The organism is Leifsonia sp. Leaf336 (genome assembly GCF_001423695.1).
Taxonomy (GTDB): domain Bacteria; phylum Actinomycetota; class Actinomycetes; order Actinomycetales; family Microbacteriaceae; genus Leifsonia.
Window position 1 is genome coordinate 369,182 of the sequence record NZ_LMOZ01000002.1, and the last position, 15,708, is coordinate 384,889.

Consider the following 15,708-nt stretch of genomic DNA (forward strand, 5'->3'; position numbering starts at 1 on the left):
TCAGAACTTCGCGGTGCCTCGCAGACGGCGAGGGCGGGCGTCGGGGTCGACGATGACGCGGTTGATCGGGTCGGCCCAGAGGCGTTGAGACCGCGTGGCGGGCTCGACCATGTGGTGACGCGCCTGTCCGCCGGGCCGAGGCGAGGGGCGCCCGCTCGTGTGCCAACGATCGAGCGCGTCGGCGGCGGCGTTCCACAGAGCCAACCCTTCGGCTGTGTCCAGCAGCCGGGGATCGTCGTCGGCGAGGCCGAGGTGCTCCGCCCAGAGTTGCACGCGGAAATCGCGGGGGAGGCGGCCGGCGGCAGGGCCGTCGGGCGTGGTGTCGACGACGGCGCAGGTGAGCTCGCTGTCCGTCGTCCAGGAGCGACGGTTGAAGTTGTCCGACCCGCAGGTCATCCAGACATCGTCGACGATGCAGATCTTCGCGTGCACGTAAATGGGAATCGAGTCGTCGTTCTCCAGATCGAACACCCCGACACGGTCGGGGGCTGCTCGGCGCAAGGCCGCGACGGCGCGGAGCTGCCCGAGACGGCGCGGAGGACCGGAGAGCGATCCGTCGGAGTCCGGGAACCGCGGCAGGACGACGATCACCCGCAACTCCGGGGTGGTTCTGAGCGCCCTGGCGAGCGCGGCGACCACCTCCGTCGACCACAGGTATTGGTCTTCGATGTAAATGAGGGACCTGGCCGAGCCGAAGGCTTTCGCGTACGCGCGCGCGATGCTTCGCTCACCGTGCGGGGCGAAGGGGAAGCGCGGCCGTTTCGGCCCGTACGTGCGCAGGAGCTGGACGGCATGGGGTCCCGCAGGCGCGGGCGCCGGCGCGGCCTCCGGGAGGGGACGCGGGTGGCTCGGCATGTCCGCGAGTCGCTGCAGGAGCATCCGGTACGGGTTGCGGTGGTCGAGCGGGTGCGGGTCGTTCCACCGCTCGGCGAAGACGTCGAGTACGTCCGCGACGACGGGACCGCGGAGCTCGAGGGCTGCGTCGTGCCACGGTGGGGTGCGCCCGTAGCGCGGATCCATGGACACCGCCTGCGGGTCTCCGGCATGGTGCACGTCGTCACGTCGGCTGTGCGACAGGTCGATTCCCCCGACGAACGCGACGTCCCGTGACGGGTCGCCGGTGTGGCGGAGCACGAAGAACTTCTGGTGGTGGGATCCGAAGCGGCGGACGCGCTGGTCGAGCAGCACCTCCCCGCCCGCATCGTTGATCTCGCGTCCCAGGCGGGCGTTGGATCGAGCGCTGATCGGCGACGACACCCGTTCGCCGTGGGAGCGCCAGACCAGCCCGCGGACCTCGACTCCCGAACGGGCCAGCTCTGCGAGCAGTTCGCCGATGGTCGGCCCCTCCGGCCGCAACCGTTCATCCCGGTCGCCGCGCCAGTCGGTGAACCACACCCGGTCGCCGGCATGCAGGGCGGTCAGCTCCTCCCACAGCCGCTCGAAGTACGTCGCCCCGTGCACGAGCGGACGCACCAGGTTCCCCTCCGACCAGGATGACCCGGGCGCGCCGCCCGTCTGGATCGTCGACGCCGGATTCCCTCGCTCCTCGCGGGTGAGGAACCAGGCGCGGGGATCAGTCGCGTCCACGCTCATCGTTCGCGGGCCCTGCCTCTCGTGCGGCACTCGTCATGTCGCTCCCAGCGCTTCGACTAGCAGGTCGATGGCGTGCAATCAACCCCACGTCGAAGAAGCGTGCGAGGACTATCAATGAGCTAGATCGTTCGGATGTTCCGTCCCGATCATACGGAAGAGGGTGCGATGACCAGCGCGAAGGCGGGGGGCGCCGAGCCGAACGCCGCCGCGGCCGGCAAAGCCGGAGTGCGCAAGGCCGCCCGCGTCGCGGGCGACAGCAAACTGCTCGAGATCCCCGCTCGGGTCGGGTTCGCCGCGAGCGGCGTCATCCAAGTCCTCCTGGGAGGACTGGCGATCCAGTTCGGGGTGACGCAGGTCGGGGAGGCCGACCAGACCGGCGCTCTCGAAGAGGTGACGAAGATCCCCGGCGGCTTCATCGTCTTGTGGCTCGCGGCGATCGGCCTGTTCGCCCTCGCGCTCTGGCTGATCACGGAGGCGGTCCTGGTCAGGGGCCGATCGGGCTCCGCCTGGTCGCGGCGGCTGCAGCATCTCGGCAAGGCGATGGCCTACGCCGTGTTCGGCTTCACGGCCGTGGCGTTCGCCCAAGGGCATCCGAGCCACGCGAGCGACACGACCCGTCAGCTGAGCACGCAGATCCTGTCGACCCCCGGCGGCCAGCTGCTGCTCGGCGCGGTCGGACTGGCGACCTTCGGGATCGGGGTCTACTTCGTCGTCAAGGGCGTCCGGCGTCGTTTCCGTCGCGACATCCGAGTGCCATCCGGGACCGCCGGACGCGGAGTCACGATCCTCGGGGTGGTCGGCTACCTCGCGAAAGGCATCGTGGTGATGGCGGCAGGCGCCGCTTTCGTCCTCGCCGCGATCACTGTCCAGCCTGCGAACGCGACCGGGCTCACCGGCGGGCTCGACACGCTGATCCAGCTTCCATTCGGAGGCCTCATCATCGTCGTGCTCGGCGTCGGGCTGATCGCGTCCGGCGTGTACAACGTGGTGCGCGCGTCGCTGGCGCGGTTCTGATCGCGCGCTTGCCGCGATGAGGGAACGCGATGAGGCAAATATTGGCGGAGAATGGGGGATTCGAACCCCCATCGGGCCATTTCACGGCCGTCAAAACGGGGGGAAAACCTCCAGATTCCGCGGTTTCTGGGTCCTTTGCAATCACAGGAATCACGTGGAATCTCAGAAAAGTGTGGGCAAAGTGTGGGCACGGGCTTCACCCCTCGAGCGCGATCCTCGTAGCGAGGGATGTGCCCGGCTAAGGATCTCTCAGTGGAACGGTGCCGGACGCCTCGACCTGTCGACCGTCGTCGCAGATGGTGGTTCCGCCACGAAGTTCGTCCGTTTTGGGCCCGGAGACAATCTAGGTGGCGGCCTGGGCGTGCATTCGTGACTGAGGCACCATGCACCGATCGGACGGTGACGGCGAGGATGCTCGACGTTAGTGCACGAGTCCGGCGGTCAGTGCCGAGATCGCCTCGAGTTGCTTCGGTGCGAGGTCGACGTCGGCTGCCGAAGCATTTGCCTGGATCTCGTCGGCCGTCTCGGCGCCGACGATTACCGAAGCGACTGCGGGTCGGGAAAGGAGCCAAGCCAGCGAAACCTGCGCCATGGTCAGCCCCCACTCTGTCGCGAGGCGGTCGACTTCGCGTGCAACTCTGATCTCCGCCTCCGAGAAGCCGGGGCCACCGAAGCGCCTGTCGCCTGAGATCTCGCGATCGAGCACCGACAGGTTCGCCAGCAGACCCCCGTGAACGGGAGCGAACGGGACGACGGACGTGCCGAAGTGCACGCTCGCACCAGACAGCTCATGTTCGGCGCTGCGATCGAGCAGGCTGTACTTGACCTGGGAGGCAACGGGCGCAGAGACGAGCCGGCGGTCGTCGGCGATCCACAGCGCCTCCACCAGCTGCCATGCCGGGTGATTGGACAGGGCGACGTAGCGCACTTTGCCTTGATGGATCAGGTCGTCATACACCGCGAGCGTCTGCTCGAGAGGCGTGTCCGGATCGGGAAAGTGCGCATAGTAGAGGTCGATGGAGTCAGTCCGGAGACGCTTCAAGCTGCGTTCGACCTGCTGCATGATGTACCGCCGGGAGAGGCCGGCGGCTGCATCAAATCGTCGTTCTCCTGACTTGGTTGCGAGCACCACGTCCTCTCGGTGCCCCTGGAGCGCCGTGCCCAGTATTTCCTCGGCGGATACTCGCTCCGCGGCCGGTGGGACTCCGGGCCGATCGAAGGTGGGGGAGGAACCGTAAACGTTCGCCGTGTCGAAGAAGTTGATGCCGAGATCGAGCGCAGCGCCGACGACTCCGGGGGCCTCTTGCGGCGACGGTGCTACGCCGAACGTGGCCGATCCGAGACAGATCCGGGAGACGCGCACGCCCGTGGTGCCAAGACTTGAATACTTCACGGGGAACACGTCCTTCCGGAACCGCGCAGGCGTCGCCGAGGGCGAGAACGTTGAGCCCTCATGATTCCCGCGTGATTGCCTGACGAGTGGTGGTGCGGTCGGCGGCCCACGAGCCGAGCAGTTGCAGCCGCTCCGCGGATGGCGATCCGGGCTCGGCGGTGTAGACGAGCATGACGTGGCCGGGCTCTGCCGTGATCGCGAATTCCTCGTAGGCGAGTGTGATGTCGCCCACGACGGGGTGGCGGAACCGTTTCGTGCCAGCGCCGTGAGTGCGGACGTTGTGGGCGCCCCAGAGTTGCCGGAACGTGTCGCTCTGCGTGGACAGTTCCCCAACGAGATCCTGCAGGGCGCGGTTGTGCGGGTCACGGCCGGCCTCGGCGCGCATGACGGCGACGCACATGTCGGCGAACAGGTCCCAGTCGGGATAGAAGTCGTGGGAGGCCGGGTCGAGGAACTGGAAGCGGGCAAAGTTGGGTGTTCGTCCGCCGTCGCCGATCATCGGCGAGTAGAAGGCTCGGCCGAGTGCATTGAATGCGATCACGTCGGATTGTGCGTTGCGCACGACGGCGACACCGCCGGTGAACGCCTCCAGCGCCCAGTGCAGGCTCGGCCGGGAGGCGGGACTCTTGCTCGATCGCCGGCGCGGGCGGCCGGACACGGGGATCCCGTCGGCGGCGCGCGCGAGGTCGAAGAGATGGGCACGCTCCGTGTCGTCGAGCTGAAGAGCCCGGGCCACAGCGTCAAGGACGGCTGTTGACACCCCGGCGATCCCGCCGCGTTCCAGCTTCGAGTAGTACTCGACGCTGACGTCTGCCAGCATTGCCACCTCCGAGCGGCGCAACCCGGCCACACGGCGACCTGTCCCGGCGGGAAGGCCGACCTGTTCCGGTGTCAGCTTGGCACGGCGCGACATCAGGAACTCGCGGACTTCGGCTGGATTGTCCATGTCGTCGAGAGTAGGCCGGGATCCGACCGGGAGGGATGCCCTGTCAGTACACCTCTCATCAGAGACTCCCTCGGATGAGCGAACCGGGTTTTGCTTGTTGTCGTGACAGATTCCCTCGCTACCGCTTCCCGGGTCCGCGCCGGCCGCGGCGTAGCCACGCTCCTGCTCGTACTGACGGTCTTCGGGCCCATTTCGATGGACCTCTACCTTCCGGCTCTCCCGTCGCTCACCACCGAGCTGGGAGCGCCAACGTCTACGGCTCAGTTGACCGTCACCGCCTGCCTGATCGGCCTTGCCGCCGGGCAGCTGATCGCCGGTCCGCTCTCTGACCGGTTCGGGCGCCGCGGACCCGTGCTGATCGGGGTCACGGCTTACGTGATCGTTTCCGCCCTCTGCGCCGCCAGCCCGACTGTCCAGGTCCTGGTCGCCGCACGTCTGGTGCAGGGCATTTCGGGCGGGGTCGGCATCGTGATTGCACAGGCCGCCGGCCGCGACGTCTACGAGGGCGCACGACTCATCCGCTTCTACGGGCGACTGACCGTCATCGGCGGGTTCGCTGCGATCGTCGGCCCGCTCATCGGCGGCGCACTGACAACGATCCTCGACTGGCGTGGACTGTTCCTCGTCCTGGCCGTGATCGGTGCGGTCATCCTCACCTGGATCGGGTTCGGATTCCCGGAGACGCTGGCCCCGGATGCACGCATCGCCGCAGGCTTCGCCGTCATCGGGCGAGACATGCGACTACTGTTCTCCGACCGCCGCTTCGTCGGCGCAGTGATCGCGCAGGGCTTCGTTTATGCCGCCCTCTTCGCCTACCTCAGCGGCGCCACCTACGTGCTGCAAGGCGTCTACGGTTTGTCGCCGCAGGGCTACGCCCTCGCCTTCGGGCTGAACTCGGCCGGGTTCATGGTGTTCGGCTACCTCGCCGGACGCGCCAGCGAAAAGTGGAGCGTGATGGGGACACTCGTCACGGGCCTGGTGGTCGCGGGCGCTGGCGCCGCCGGACTCCTGGTCGCCGGCCTGACCCACGTCCCGCTGATCATGGTGATCGTGTCCCTGTTCCTGCTGGCTGCGGGCACCGCGATCACGAGCCCGCCCTCCACCACCCTCGCATTGGCGGACTACCCGCAGATCGCGGGGACCGCGTCCTCGCTCCTCGGCGCCGCACGATTCGCCTTCGGCGGCATCGCCGCCCCGCTCGTCGGCGTCGCCGGCGCGCTGAACATCCTCCCGCTCGGTCTGGTCACCACGATCTCCATCGTCCTCGCCGGGCTGGCTGCCGTCGTCTTTCTCACCCGTCCGACCCGAGCGACCGCTCGCGCCGGCATCATCCACCCCGCAACGGAAGGAACACCCACATGCGTGGAGTAATCATGTACGCCCCTCGGGATGTCCGCGTCGAAGACCGCGACGACCCGACGATCGAGCAGCCCACCGACGCCGTCATCCGCGTCGCCGCCGCCTGCATCTGCGGCTCGGACCTGTGGCCGTACCGCGGCACCGACTCGATCACGTCACCCACCCCGATGGGTCACGAGTATGTCGGCGTCGTCGAGCAGGTCGGCGACGAAGTGACGACCGTGAAGGTCGGCGACTTCGTCGTCGGCTCGTTCTTCGCCTCCGACAACACCTGCGAGATCTGCCGGGCCGGGTACCAGTCGCGCTGCGTGCACGCGTTCCCGATGGGCGCACTCGGCACTCAAGCCGAGAAGCTGCGGGTCCCGCTCGCCGACGGCACGCTCGTCGCGGTCCCCGGCCGGCCGACGGATGCGCAGCTGCGCGGCCTGCTCGCCGCTTCCGATGTACTCGGCACCGGCTGGTTCGCCGCGGTCGCAGCGGAGGCCGGCCCCGGCAAGACCGTCGCGGTGGTCGGTGACGGCGCCGTGGGGCTGCTCGGCATCCTCGCCGCGAAGCAGCTGGGTGCCGAGCGGGTCATCGCCATGAGCCGCCACGCCGACCGTCAGACGCTCGCCCGCCGCTTCGGCGCCACTGACATCGTCGAAGAGCGCGGGGACGACGGGGTTGCGAAGATCAAGGAGCTCACGGACGGTCTCGGTGCGCACTCCGTGATCGAGGCCGTGGGCACCCAGGAATCGATGATGCAGGCGATCCGCGCCACCCGCCCCGGCGGTCACGTCGGCTACGTCGGCGTCTCGCACGACGTCGAACTCCCCGGAGAGGAACTGTTCTTCTCCGGCGTCCACCTGCACGGCGGACCGGCTCCCGTGCGCCGGTTCCTTCCCGAGCTGGTCAGGCTCATCATGGACGGCGAGATCGACCCCGGCGCGGTCTTCGACCTGACCCTCCCGCTTGAGGACGCGGCCCAGGGCTATCAGGCGATGGACGAACGCCGCGCCACCAAGGTCCTGCTCACCCTCTGACCCGCGGAAGGACACAATCATGAACATCGAACCCGAGAAGCCCACGATCAAGAACTCTCCGGAACAGTTCGCCGGGGACGTCTGGGTCGACCCGATCGTCGCGCCGCACGAAGGCGACCAGCGCATGACCGCCGCCCGTGTGCGCTTCGCCCCCGGCGCCCGCACCGCCTGGCACTCTCACGCACGCGGCCAGTACCTGCACGTCACGGCGGGCGTTGCGCGCTTCGGCGATCGCGACGGCAACGTCATCGAAGTGCATCCCGGTCAGACGCTCTACACCCCGCCCGGCCAGGACCACTGGCACGCGGCGGCACCGAACTCCTTCATGGAGCACATCGCGTTCCTCGAGTCCGCCGACGACGCGGCCGACACCACCGACTGGAAAGAGCACATCACCGACACCGAATACGAGGGAGGTAACGCATGAGCGACACGAACGCTTCGGCCGGCTGGACCGGCGGGCAGCGCGCGTTCGGCGACTTCGCGCCCGGGCTCGTCCACTACACCGACAAGGTGCTGTTCGATGAGGTGTGGGAGCGGCCCGAACTGTCGAAACGCGACCGCAGCCTGATCACCGTCTCCGCCCTGCTGGTGGGCGGCAACGTCGAGCAGCTGCACTTTCACCTCCCGTTCGCACGGGAGAACGGTGTGACTGAGCAGGAACTGATCGAAGTCATCACGCATCTCGCCTTCTACGCCGGCTGGCCCAAGGCCATGTCTGCCATGACCATCGCCAAAGAGCATTTCGGGGCGGACCCGGGCGAGTCTGAGTGACGATTCCGGTCATCCACTCCCCACCGCCCTCAACTGGGCTGATTACGACGGGTCACTAGCCGGTCCATTTGCGGCTTCGCGGACGCTATTCGAACGGAGACCTGCCGGGACCGCTGGGTCGCGGAAGCGATGTTCCCCTAAGACCCTCCCGCGAAAATGCCGGGTCAAGGCACCCAACCGCAACAGTCGGCGCATGCGATCGACTATGCCTGCCTCGCCGCCAAAAACTAACGCCTCACCGAGTCGGTGTCGAACGTCTTCGTTCACGTTCACCAGAGACTCGCTCGGGGCGGCAATTGATGCCCGTGGTCGCGAGATGCCGCGACCACCAAAGTGACGACGAAGAGAAGCCGGGGCAGCCGAGCAACAAGCCCAGGGGAGGATCAAAGAGCGAGGATCCGATCAAGCGCCCGAAATACAGATGGAGCAGCGAGAGGGCCCAAAGGTGGAAAGCCAATGCACGTAGGCACTCTTTTGAGTGAGCCTAAAAATCGCCGGAATGTCGGGGGTCTCGTGTAAACCCAGTTGCATGGCCAAACGGGGGAGTTTCGGCAGGGTTGAACGGCGAGTGGCGTCCTACGCGCGGCAGCGGCAGGAGCACGACGTGGCGGCTGCTCGACGTGCTGAAGAGCGCCAACTCCAAGTCGTCCACAACCTCGAAGCAGAGCAGCGACGAGCGTCGGAATCCCAATCGCGCACGCGGACAGATGCGCTTCGACGACTGCATCATCTTGGCCAAGACCTAGACCGTCTGCGACGAGAAGAGGATGCTCTCCTGACCGATCGGGACGAACTGATCTTCCAGTTGAGGCAACTGGGATCTAATTGGAACTCCATCGCAGCGGCCGCCGGGCTGAGTCGACAAGCGCTCAGCATGCGCGCTTCCAAAACACAGGGGCGGTCCCGATGACTTTTCCTCCACCCCGCACGGAGCAGCCTGGCGCGTTGAGACGCCGAGTCAAGGGTGCAGCTCCGCTGCATCGCGAAGCGACGCGCAGCGCCCTTGACACGGCCTCTCAACGCGCGATCCTCCTTGGTCGGGGTAGATGGAGAGATGCCGGGTCGGGTGAATCGATGGTGCGCGTCAAATCGACGCGTAAAGCACAACGTGTAAGTGAAGGGTAGTCGTTGACGTAAGCGGCTGAGGCGCCGAGCAAGGAGGTTGAGATGGGAACCGTCACGCCCTATGAAACCGGCGGCGGCCGTCGCTGGCGTGTGCGCTACCGCACACCGGACCATCGACAGACCGACAAACGCGGCTTCACGACAAAACGTGACGCTGAGCTGTTCCTAGCCAACGTCGAGGTATCCAAAGCTGCGGGTTCGTACGTCGATCCACGCGCGTCGCGCATCACCGTCGGCGAACTCGCCGTCGACTGGCTCGCCAACAAACGCCAGGCGATGAAGCCCTCCAGCTTCCACTCCGTCGAGACCTCGTGGCGCGTCTATGTGGAACCGCGTTGGTCGGCTACTGCCGTCGGCTCGATCCGGCCCAGTACCGTTGAGCAGTGGATCCGCGAGCTCGGCGAAGGCTCGGCCGTCTCGACGCAACGCGTCCGTTGGACCGCGGACGAGTCACGCCCACGATCTGCGACCGTGGTGCTGCGGGCACTTGGCGTGCTCGCCGGCATTCTCGACGTCGCCCTGAAAGATGGTCGTGTCGCCAAGAACGTCGCACGCGGGGCCGACGGAACTCCACGCAAACACTCGAGCAAGACCCGCCGCTACCTGAGCCATGAGGAGGTCATCCGCTTCGCCGAGGCGGCCGAGACGGACATGCAGGCGACGCTTCTGATCGTCTTGGCGTACTGCGGACTTCGATGGGGCGAGGCAACCGGGCTGCGCGTGCGGGACGTCGTGATGCTGCGGCGACGACTGCAAGTCAATCGCACCGCGACTGAAGTGAATGGGAACGTCGTGGAGGGCCTCCCTAAGACTTGGGAAAAGCGTTCCGTCCCGTTCCCACCATTTCTCGCCGAACCCCTAGCGCGCCTGTGCGAAGGGAAGGAGCCCGACGATCTGCTCTTCGCCGACCGCTTCGGCGGCTTCCTGAGGCGCCCCAGCGCCAGCAACAACAAGCGCTCCTGGTTCCTGACCGCTCTCGCCCAAGCAGGCCTCGAGCGGCTCACACCGCACGACCTCCGCCATACCGCCGCGAGCCTCGCCGTCAGTTCAGGAGCGAACGTGAAAGCCGTCCAACGGATGCTCGGGCACAAGTCCGCAGCGATGACGCTGGATACCTATGCAGACCTCTTCGAGGATGACCTGGATGCGGTTGCGATGCGCCTAGATGCCGGAGGCCGTCAGAAAAATGTGGGCAAAGTGTGGGCACAGCGTGGGCGCAGCGACGACTAAATGAACCCTGGAGTGCCGAACTTCCGCGCAACCACTGGGATCGCGGGGCAGAAGCCGGAAGAAGAAAATGGCGGAGAATGGGGGATTCGAACCCCCGAGGGCTTGCACCCAACACGCTTTCCAAGCGTGCGCCATAGGCCACTAGGCGAATTCTCCTGGGTTGCCACCACCTCGCGGCGACGGCTCACAATATCTTAGCGGACGCCGGAGGCGCTCATGTGCACGGCCTCCCAGCCGGAGCCGCTAGACTGTTTCGCGGCTCCCCACGTGGCGCCATCCAGGCCAACTCCCCCAGGGCGGAAACGCAGCAAGGGTAACCGGGCTCTGGCGGGTGCGTGGGGGGTCTTTTTCGTGTCTGGGGCCCGCTGGTCCGCGTTCAGGGTCCGGCCACACGCCCCGCGTAGAGTGTGGGCAGCACAGCAGCTGTCAACACCCTTCCGATTGTTCTACGCTTTGTAGAATGACACTCCCGACGAGTCGAGGTGCGCGAATGACCGACCAGGTTTCCGTGGAGCAGGGGAACGCCGAGCTGGCGTCGGAAGCGTATGTCGTGGGCTTCCCGCTCGTGTTCGATCTCGAGCAGGTCGACCGCTTCACGCGGGAGGGGCTCGGAGCCGTGCCGCCGACGCCGTACAACGCGTTCGGCCACGCGCGGGTGCTCGCCGGCCCTGAGACCGAGTTCGTGTCCGTCAACAACGACACCGTCTACTCGATCGCGCAGCTCGACCTGGGCGTCGGGCCGCTGCTGCTCGAGGTCCCCGCCGTCGGCGACCGCTACTACGTGCTGCAGTTCGTCGACGCATGGACGGAGAACTTCGCCTACGTCGGCACGCGTGCCACCGATTCCGATGCCGGCCGGTTCCTGCTTGTCCCGCCGGAGTGGGAGGGCGAGGAGGCCGACGCGGCCGGCGACGGTGCGACCGTCATCCGGTTCCCGACTCGGATCGGCACGATCGTCGGCCGCTGGGCGGTCGCGGGGGAGGACGACCTCCCCGCCGTTCACGCCCTCCAGGACGCCCTGACGCTGACGCAGACCCGCGAATCGTTCGCCCCTCCCGCCGGTGTTCCGGAGGTCGAGGCCGGGCCGAGCGAGGCGCTCACCTTCTTCGAGCGGATGCGCGTGTGGTCGCGGGAGTTCCCGCCCGCGGACCACGACCGGCTCGCGCTCGCGAGCTACGACTCGATCGGGCTCACCGGCTCCACACCCATCGCGGACCTCGCCGACGACGTCCGCCAGGCGCTGGAGGAGGGCTACGCCGTCGGCAAGCAGGCCCTGGAGTCGGCCCTGCACACGGCCATCCCCGTGGTCGACGGCTGGCAGGCCAACCTCCACGTCTTCGACTACAACGTCGACTTCTTCGAGGTGGGCGCCCTCGACAGCCCCGCCTGGCAGCTCACCGACCCCACCACCCGCTACGCGCACCGCGCCGCGGCCGCCCTCGGCGGGCTCTGGGGCAACCACGGGTACGAGGCCGCGTATTTCCCCACCTACGTCGACGCCGACGGGGAGGCCCTCACCGGCGACCACGAGTACCGCCTGCGCCTGAACCCCACCCCGCCCGTGGGCGCGTTCTGGTCGATCACGATGTACGACCTCCCGCACTACTACCTGGTCGACAACCCGATCGGGCGCTACTCGCTGGGCGACCGCACGCCCGGGATCGTCTACGACGACGACGGCGGGCTGACCATCACGATGAGCGCCGACCGCCCGGCCGACGCGACCGCCGCGGCCAACTGGCTCCCCTCCCCGCGAGGCGCGTTCCGGCCGCTGCTACGGCTGTACGCGCCGGGTCCGGCCGTCCTCGACGGCAGCTATCGGCTCTCGCCGATCGAGCGGGTCGCGACAGCGGCCGACGCAGACCACCAAGACTACGAAAACCACGACCACACACCGCCGATCGACGAGGAGACCCGCTGACCGTGGCCCGTTCGCTCTACATCACCTCCGCGGAGGGGCACACCGGCAAGTCGACCGTCGCCCTCGGCGTGCTCGAGTCGCTCCGACACTCCGTCGAACGCGTCGCCGTCTTCCGGCCGATCGCCCGCTCGGCCGTCGAACGCGACTACGTGCTGGAGCTGCTGCTCGACCGGGTGACCGCCGAGATTAGCTACGAGGAGGCGATCGGCGTCACCTACGACGACGTGCACGCCGACGCCGACGCGGCTCTCGGCGAGATCGTGCGTCGTTTCCGTCAGGTGGAAGCTCGCAGCGATGCCGTCGTGATCCTCGGCTCCGACTACACCGACGTCAGCAGCCCCACCGAGCTCGGCTACAACGCGCGCATCGCTGCCAACCTCGGCGCTCCGGTGCTGCTGGTGCTGGGAGGCCGGATCGGCCAGGGGCTCGGCGAACGACTGGGCCAGGCCGAACCGCGCTCGCCGGAGGAGATGCGCCAGCTCGCGGAACTCGCGCTCGCCGAGCTGCGGCAGGAGCACGCCGGTGTCGTCGGCGTCGTCGCGAACCGCGCGGACGCCGACCACCTCGACGCGATCGTCACGGCCGTCGGCTCCGCCGTGCGGGCGGCCGGCGCCGCCGTCGCCTCGGGTCCTGACCTTCCGCCGGTCTGGGCGATCCCGGAGGACGCCTTCCTGGTGGCGCCGAGCATCCGGTCGATCATGGAGGCCACAGGCGGCGCCCTGATCGCGGGTGATGGGACGCTGCTGGCGCGCGAGGCGCTCGGCGTCGTCGTCGCGGGCATGTCGATGAACAACGTGCTCCCGCGCCTCGTGGAGAGCTCGGTCGTGGTGGTGCCAGGGGACCGCACCGAAGTGCTGCTCGCGGTGCTGATGGCGAACGCGTCGGGCACGTTCCCCTCGATCTCCGGAATCGTCCTGAACGGCGGGTTCGACCTCCCCGAGCCGATCGAGCGGCTGCTGGCCGGGTTGCGCTCGCCGCTTCCCATCGTGCGGACCGGCCTGGACACTTACGAGACGATCGTGCGCATCACCCGCGCGCGCGGGCGCTTCGCGGCGGACTCGCAGCGCAAGTACGACACCGCGCTCGCCCTGTTCGAGCGGCACGTCGACGCCGACGAGCTCCTCGCCCGGCTCGACGTCTCGCGGCACCAGGTGGTCACGCCGCTCATGTTCGAGTACGACCTCATCGAGCGCGCCCGCGCCGCCGACAAGCACATCGTGCTGCCGGAGGGCGAAGACGATCGGGTCCTGCGCGCCGCGGCGACGCTGCTGTCGCGCGGGGTCGCGCGGCTCACGATCCTCGGCGAGCCCTTCGAGGTGCGGTCGCGCGCGATCGAGCTCGGCCTCGACCTCAGCAGGGCGGAGGTGCTCAGTCCGTTCGACGACGTGCTGCGGCTGCGCTTCGCGAACGAGTACGCGAAGCTGCGCGCCCATAAGGGGATCACGGTCGACCAGGCCGCGGACACCGTCACCGACGCCTCCTATTTCGGCACGATGATGGTGCACCTCGGTCTCGCCGACGGCATGGTCTCCGGGGCGGCGCACACGACGGCCCACACCATCCGGCCCGCGTTCGAGATCATCAAGACGCGGCCGGGCGTGTCCGTCGTGTCGAGCGTGTTCCTGATGGCGCTTGCCGACCGGGTGCTCGTCTACGGCGACTGCGCGGTCGTCCCCGATCCGACCTCCGAGCAGCTCGCCGACATCGCGGTGTCGTCCGCGCGCACGGCCGAGCAGTTCGGGATCGAGCCGCGCGTGGCGATGCTGTCGTACTCGACCGGCGACTCAGGCGCGGGGGCCGACGTCGACAAGGTGCGCACAGCGACCGAGCTGGTCCGCGAGCGTGAGCCGCAGCTCGCCGTCGCCGGCCCGATCCAGTACGACGCGGCCGCCGACGCCGCTGTCGGGGCCGCGAAGATGCCCGGCTCGGAGGTCGCGGGCCGGGCGACGGTGTTCATCTTCCCCGACCTCAACACCGGCAACAACACCTACAAAGCGGTGCAGCGGAGCGCGGGCGCGGTCGCGATCGGCCCGGTGCTGCAGGGCCTCCGCAAGCCGATCAACGACCTCTCGCGCGGCGCGACCGTCGAGGACATCGTCGACACCGTCGCGATCACGGCGATCCAGGCGGCGCTCTCATGAGCGCCGTGCTGGTGGTCAACAGCGGCTCGTCGTCGCTCAAGTACCAGCTGATCGACGCCGGGAGCGAGGAGGCGCTGGCCTCCGGGCTGATCGAACGGATCGGCGAGGCGTCCGGGCACATCCGGCACACCGGCCCGCGCGGACGCTGGGAGACCACTCTCGCGATCCCGGACCACACGGCGGCGTTCCGGGTGATGCTCGACGCGTTCGAGACGGAGGGGCCGAGCCTCGACGAGAACCCGCTGGCCGCGGTCGGTCACCGGGTGGTCCACGGCGGCAAGCGCTTCTTCGAGCCGACGATCGTGACCCCGCTGGTCGAGATCAACATCGAGGACCTCTCCGACCTCGCGCCCCTGCACAACCCCGCCAACCTGCAGGGCATCCGCGCGGCGGAGGCGGCCTTCCCCGACGTGCAGCACGTCGCGGTCTTCGACACCGCCTTCCACCAGACGCTCGCGCCGGAGGCCTACACCTACGCGATCGACGCGGCGCTCGCCGACAAGCACCGGGTGCGCCGCTACGGCTTCCACGGCACCTCGCACAAGTACGTGTCCGAGGCGGCGGCGGAGTTCCTCGGCCGTCCGCTCGGCGAGCTGAAGCAGATCGTCCTCCACCTCGGCAACGGTGCGTCGGCGTGCGCGGTCGATGGAGGCCGGTCGGTCGACACCTCCATGGGGATGACGCCGCTGGAGGGTCTCGTGATGGGCACCCGCTCCGGCGACCTCGACCCTGCGGTGCTCGTGCACCTGGCGCGCCGCGCCGGCCTCGGGATCGACGATCTCGACGAACTGCTCAACCGGCGCAGCGGGCTGCTCGGGCTCTCCGGCCACGGCGACATGCGCGACGTCAGGCACGCCGCGGAGTCGGGGGATGCCGCAGCACGGCTGGCTCTCGACACGACCGTGCACCGGCTCAAGCACTACATCGGCGCCTACACCGCACTGCTCGGCGGCCTCGACGTCCTGACGTTCACCGCGGGCATCGGCGAGAACGACGGGAGGCTGCGCGCCGAGGTCTGCGCAGGCCTGGAGGTGCTGGGCATCCGGCTCGATCCCGAGCGCAACGCCGCCGCGTCGGGCGAGGCCAGACGGATCTCCGCCGACGACTCCCGCGTGACCGTGCTCGTCGTCCCCACCGACGAGGAGCTCGAGATCGCGCGCCAGTCCCTGCAGGCGGTCGGCGCGGGCTGA

General features: G+C 68.3%; 12 protein-coding genes, 1 tRNA gene and 1 other RNA gene. 10 read left to right on the forward strand and 4 right to left on the reverse strand.

The window, feature by feature from the left end:
* The gene (locus tag ASF88_RS10680) at positions 1–1,587 is read right to left on the reverse strand and encodes a phospholipase D family protein (RefSeq protein WP_200935267.1); all 1,587 of its coding nucleotides are present in this window, start codon (positions 1,585–1,587) and stop codon (positions 1–3) included.
* A 171-nt stretch (positions 1,588–1,758) separates the two neighbouring features.
* On the opposite strand from ASF88_RS10680, the gene ASF88_RS10685 reads away from it, so the two are divergent.
* Positions 1,759–2,607: a DUF1206 domain-containing protein gene (locus ASF88_RS10685; RefSeq protein ID WP_055917849.1), complete on the forward strand. Its 849-nt coding sequence runs from the start codon at positions 1,759–1,761 to the stop codon at positions 2,605–2,607.
* Between the two features lie 421 nt (positions 2,608–3,028).
* Here the strand turns inward: ASF88_RS10685 and ASF88_RS10690 are convergent, their stop codons facing one another.
* Together ASF88_RS10690 and ASF88_RS10695 are read right to left on the reverse strand one after the other, a co-directional pair.
* Positions 3,029–4,000 carry an aldo/keto reductase gene (locus ASF88_RS10690; protein ID WP_055920301.1) on the reverse strand — a complete coding sequence of 324 codons (972 nt, stop codon included), beginning with the start codon at positions 3,998–4,000 and terminating at the stop codon, positions 3,029–3,031.
* Between the two features lie 58 nt (positions 4,001–4,058).
* Positions 4,059–4,946: a helix-turn-helix transcriptional regulator gene (locus ASF88_RS10695; protein WP_200935268.1), complete on the reverse strand. Its 888-nt coding sequence runs from the start codon at positions 4,944–4,946 to the stop codon at positions 4,059–4,061.
* A 102-nt stretch (positions 4,947–5,048) separates the two neighbouring features.
* Here ASF88_RS10695 and ASF88_RS10700 point away from each other — a divergent pair, with 102 nt between their 5' ends.
* The 5 genes from ASF88_RS10700 (at position 5,049) to ASF88_RS10725 (ending at position 10,456) form a co-directional block, all read left to right on the forward strand.
* Complete coding sequence (locus tag ASF88_RS10700) at positions 5,049–6,317, forward strand: multidrug effflux MFS transporter (RefSeq protein WP_055917853.1); 1,269 nt, start codon at positions 5,049–5,051, stop codon at positions 6,315–6,317.
* Complete coding sequence (locus ASF88_RS10705; RefSeq protein WP_055917857.1) at positions 6,305–7,327, forward strand: zinc-dependent alcohol dehydrogenase family protein; 1,023 nt, start codon at positions 6,305–6,307, stop codon at positions 7,325–7,327. Before ASF88_RS10700 ends, ASF88_RS10705 begins: the two co-directional genes overlap by 13 nt.
* Positions 7,328–7,346: 19 nt before the next feature.
* Positions 7,347–7,754: a (R)-mandelonitrile lyase gene (locus tag ASF88_RS10710; protein WP_055917860.1), complete on the forward strand. Its 408-nt coding sequence runs from the start codon at positions 7,347–7,349 to the stop codon at positions 7,752–7,754.
* A complete protein-coding gene (locus tag ASF88_RS10715; RefSeq protein ID WP_055917864.1) occupies positions 7,751–8,101 on the forward strand; it encodes a carboxymuconolactone decarboxylase family protein in 351 nt (116 codons plus the stop codon). Before ASF88_RS10710 ends, ASF88_RS10715 begins: the two co-directional genes overlap by 4 nt.
* Before the next feature lie 1,167 nt (positions 8,102–9,268).
* Positions 9,269–10,456, forward strand: coding sequence for a site-specific integrase (locus tag ASF88_RS10725; RefSeq protein WP_055917867.1), 1,188 nt, complete (start codon positions 9,269–9,271; stop codon positions 10,454–10,456).
* A gap of 68 nt (positions 10,457–10,524) precedes the next feature.
* On the opposite strand, the gene ASF88_RS10730 is transcribed toward ASF88_RS10725, so the two are convergent.
* Positions 10,525–10,612 (reverse strand) — tRNA-Ser (locus ASF88_RS10730).
* Between the two features lie 98 nt (positions 10,613–10,710).
* On the opposite strand from ASF88_RS10730, the gene ffs reads away from it, so the two are divergent.
* From ffs to ASF88_RS10745, 4 genes are all read left to right on the forward strand, one after another.
* Positions 10,711–10,807, forward strand: an RNA gene (gene ffs, locus ASF88_RS20080) — signal recognition particle sRNA small type.
* A 139-nt stretch (positions 10,808–10,946) separates the two neighbouring features.
* Positions 10,947–12,377 (forward strand): DUF1254 domain-containing protein, encoded by a 1,431-nt coding sequence (locus ASF88_RS10735; RefSeq protein ID WP_200935269.1) that lies wholly within the window; start codon positions 10,947–10,949, stop codon positions 12,375–12,377.
* Between the two features lie 2 nt (positions 12,378–12,379).
* The gene (pta, locus tag ASF88_RS10740) at positions 12,380–14,518 is read left to right on the forward strand and encodes a phosphate acetyltransferase (protein ID WP_055917869.1); all 2,139 of its coding nucleotides are present in this window, start codon (positions 12,380–12,382) and stop codon (positions 14,516–14,518) included.
* Positions 14,515–15,708, forward strand: a complete 1,194-nt coding sequence (locus tag ASF88_RS10745; RefSeq protein WP_055917872.1) for an acetate/propionate family kinase — start codon at positions 14,515–14,517, stop codon at positions 15,706–15,708. The genes pta and ASF88_RS10745 overlap by 4 nt, the downstream gene beginning before the upstream one ends.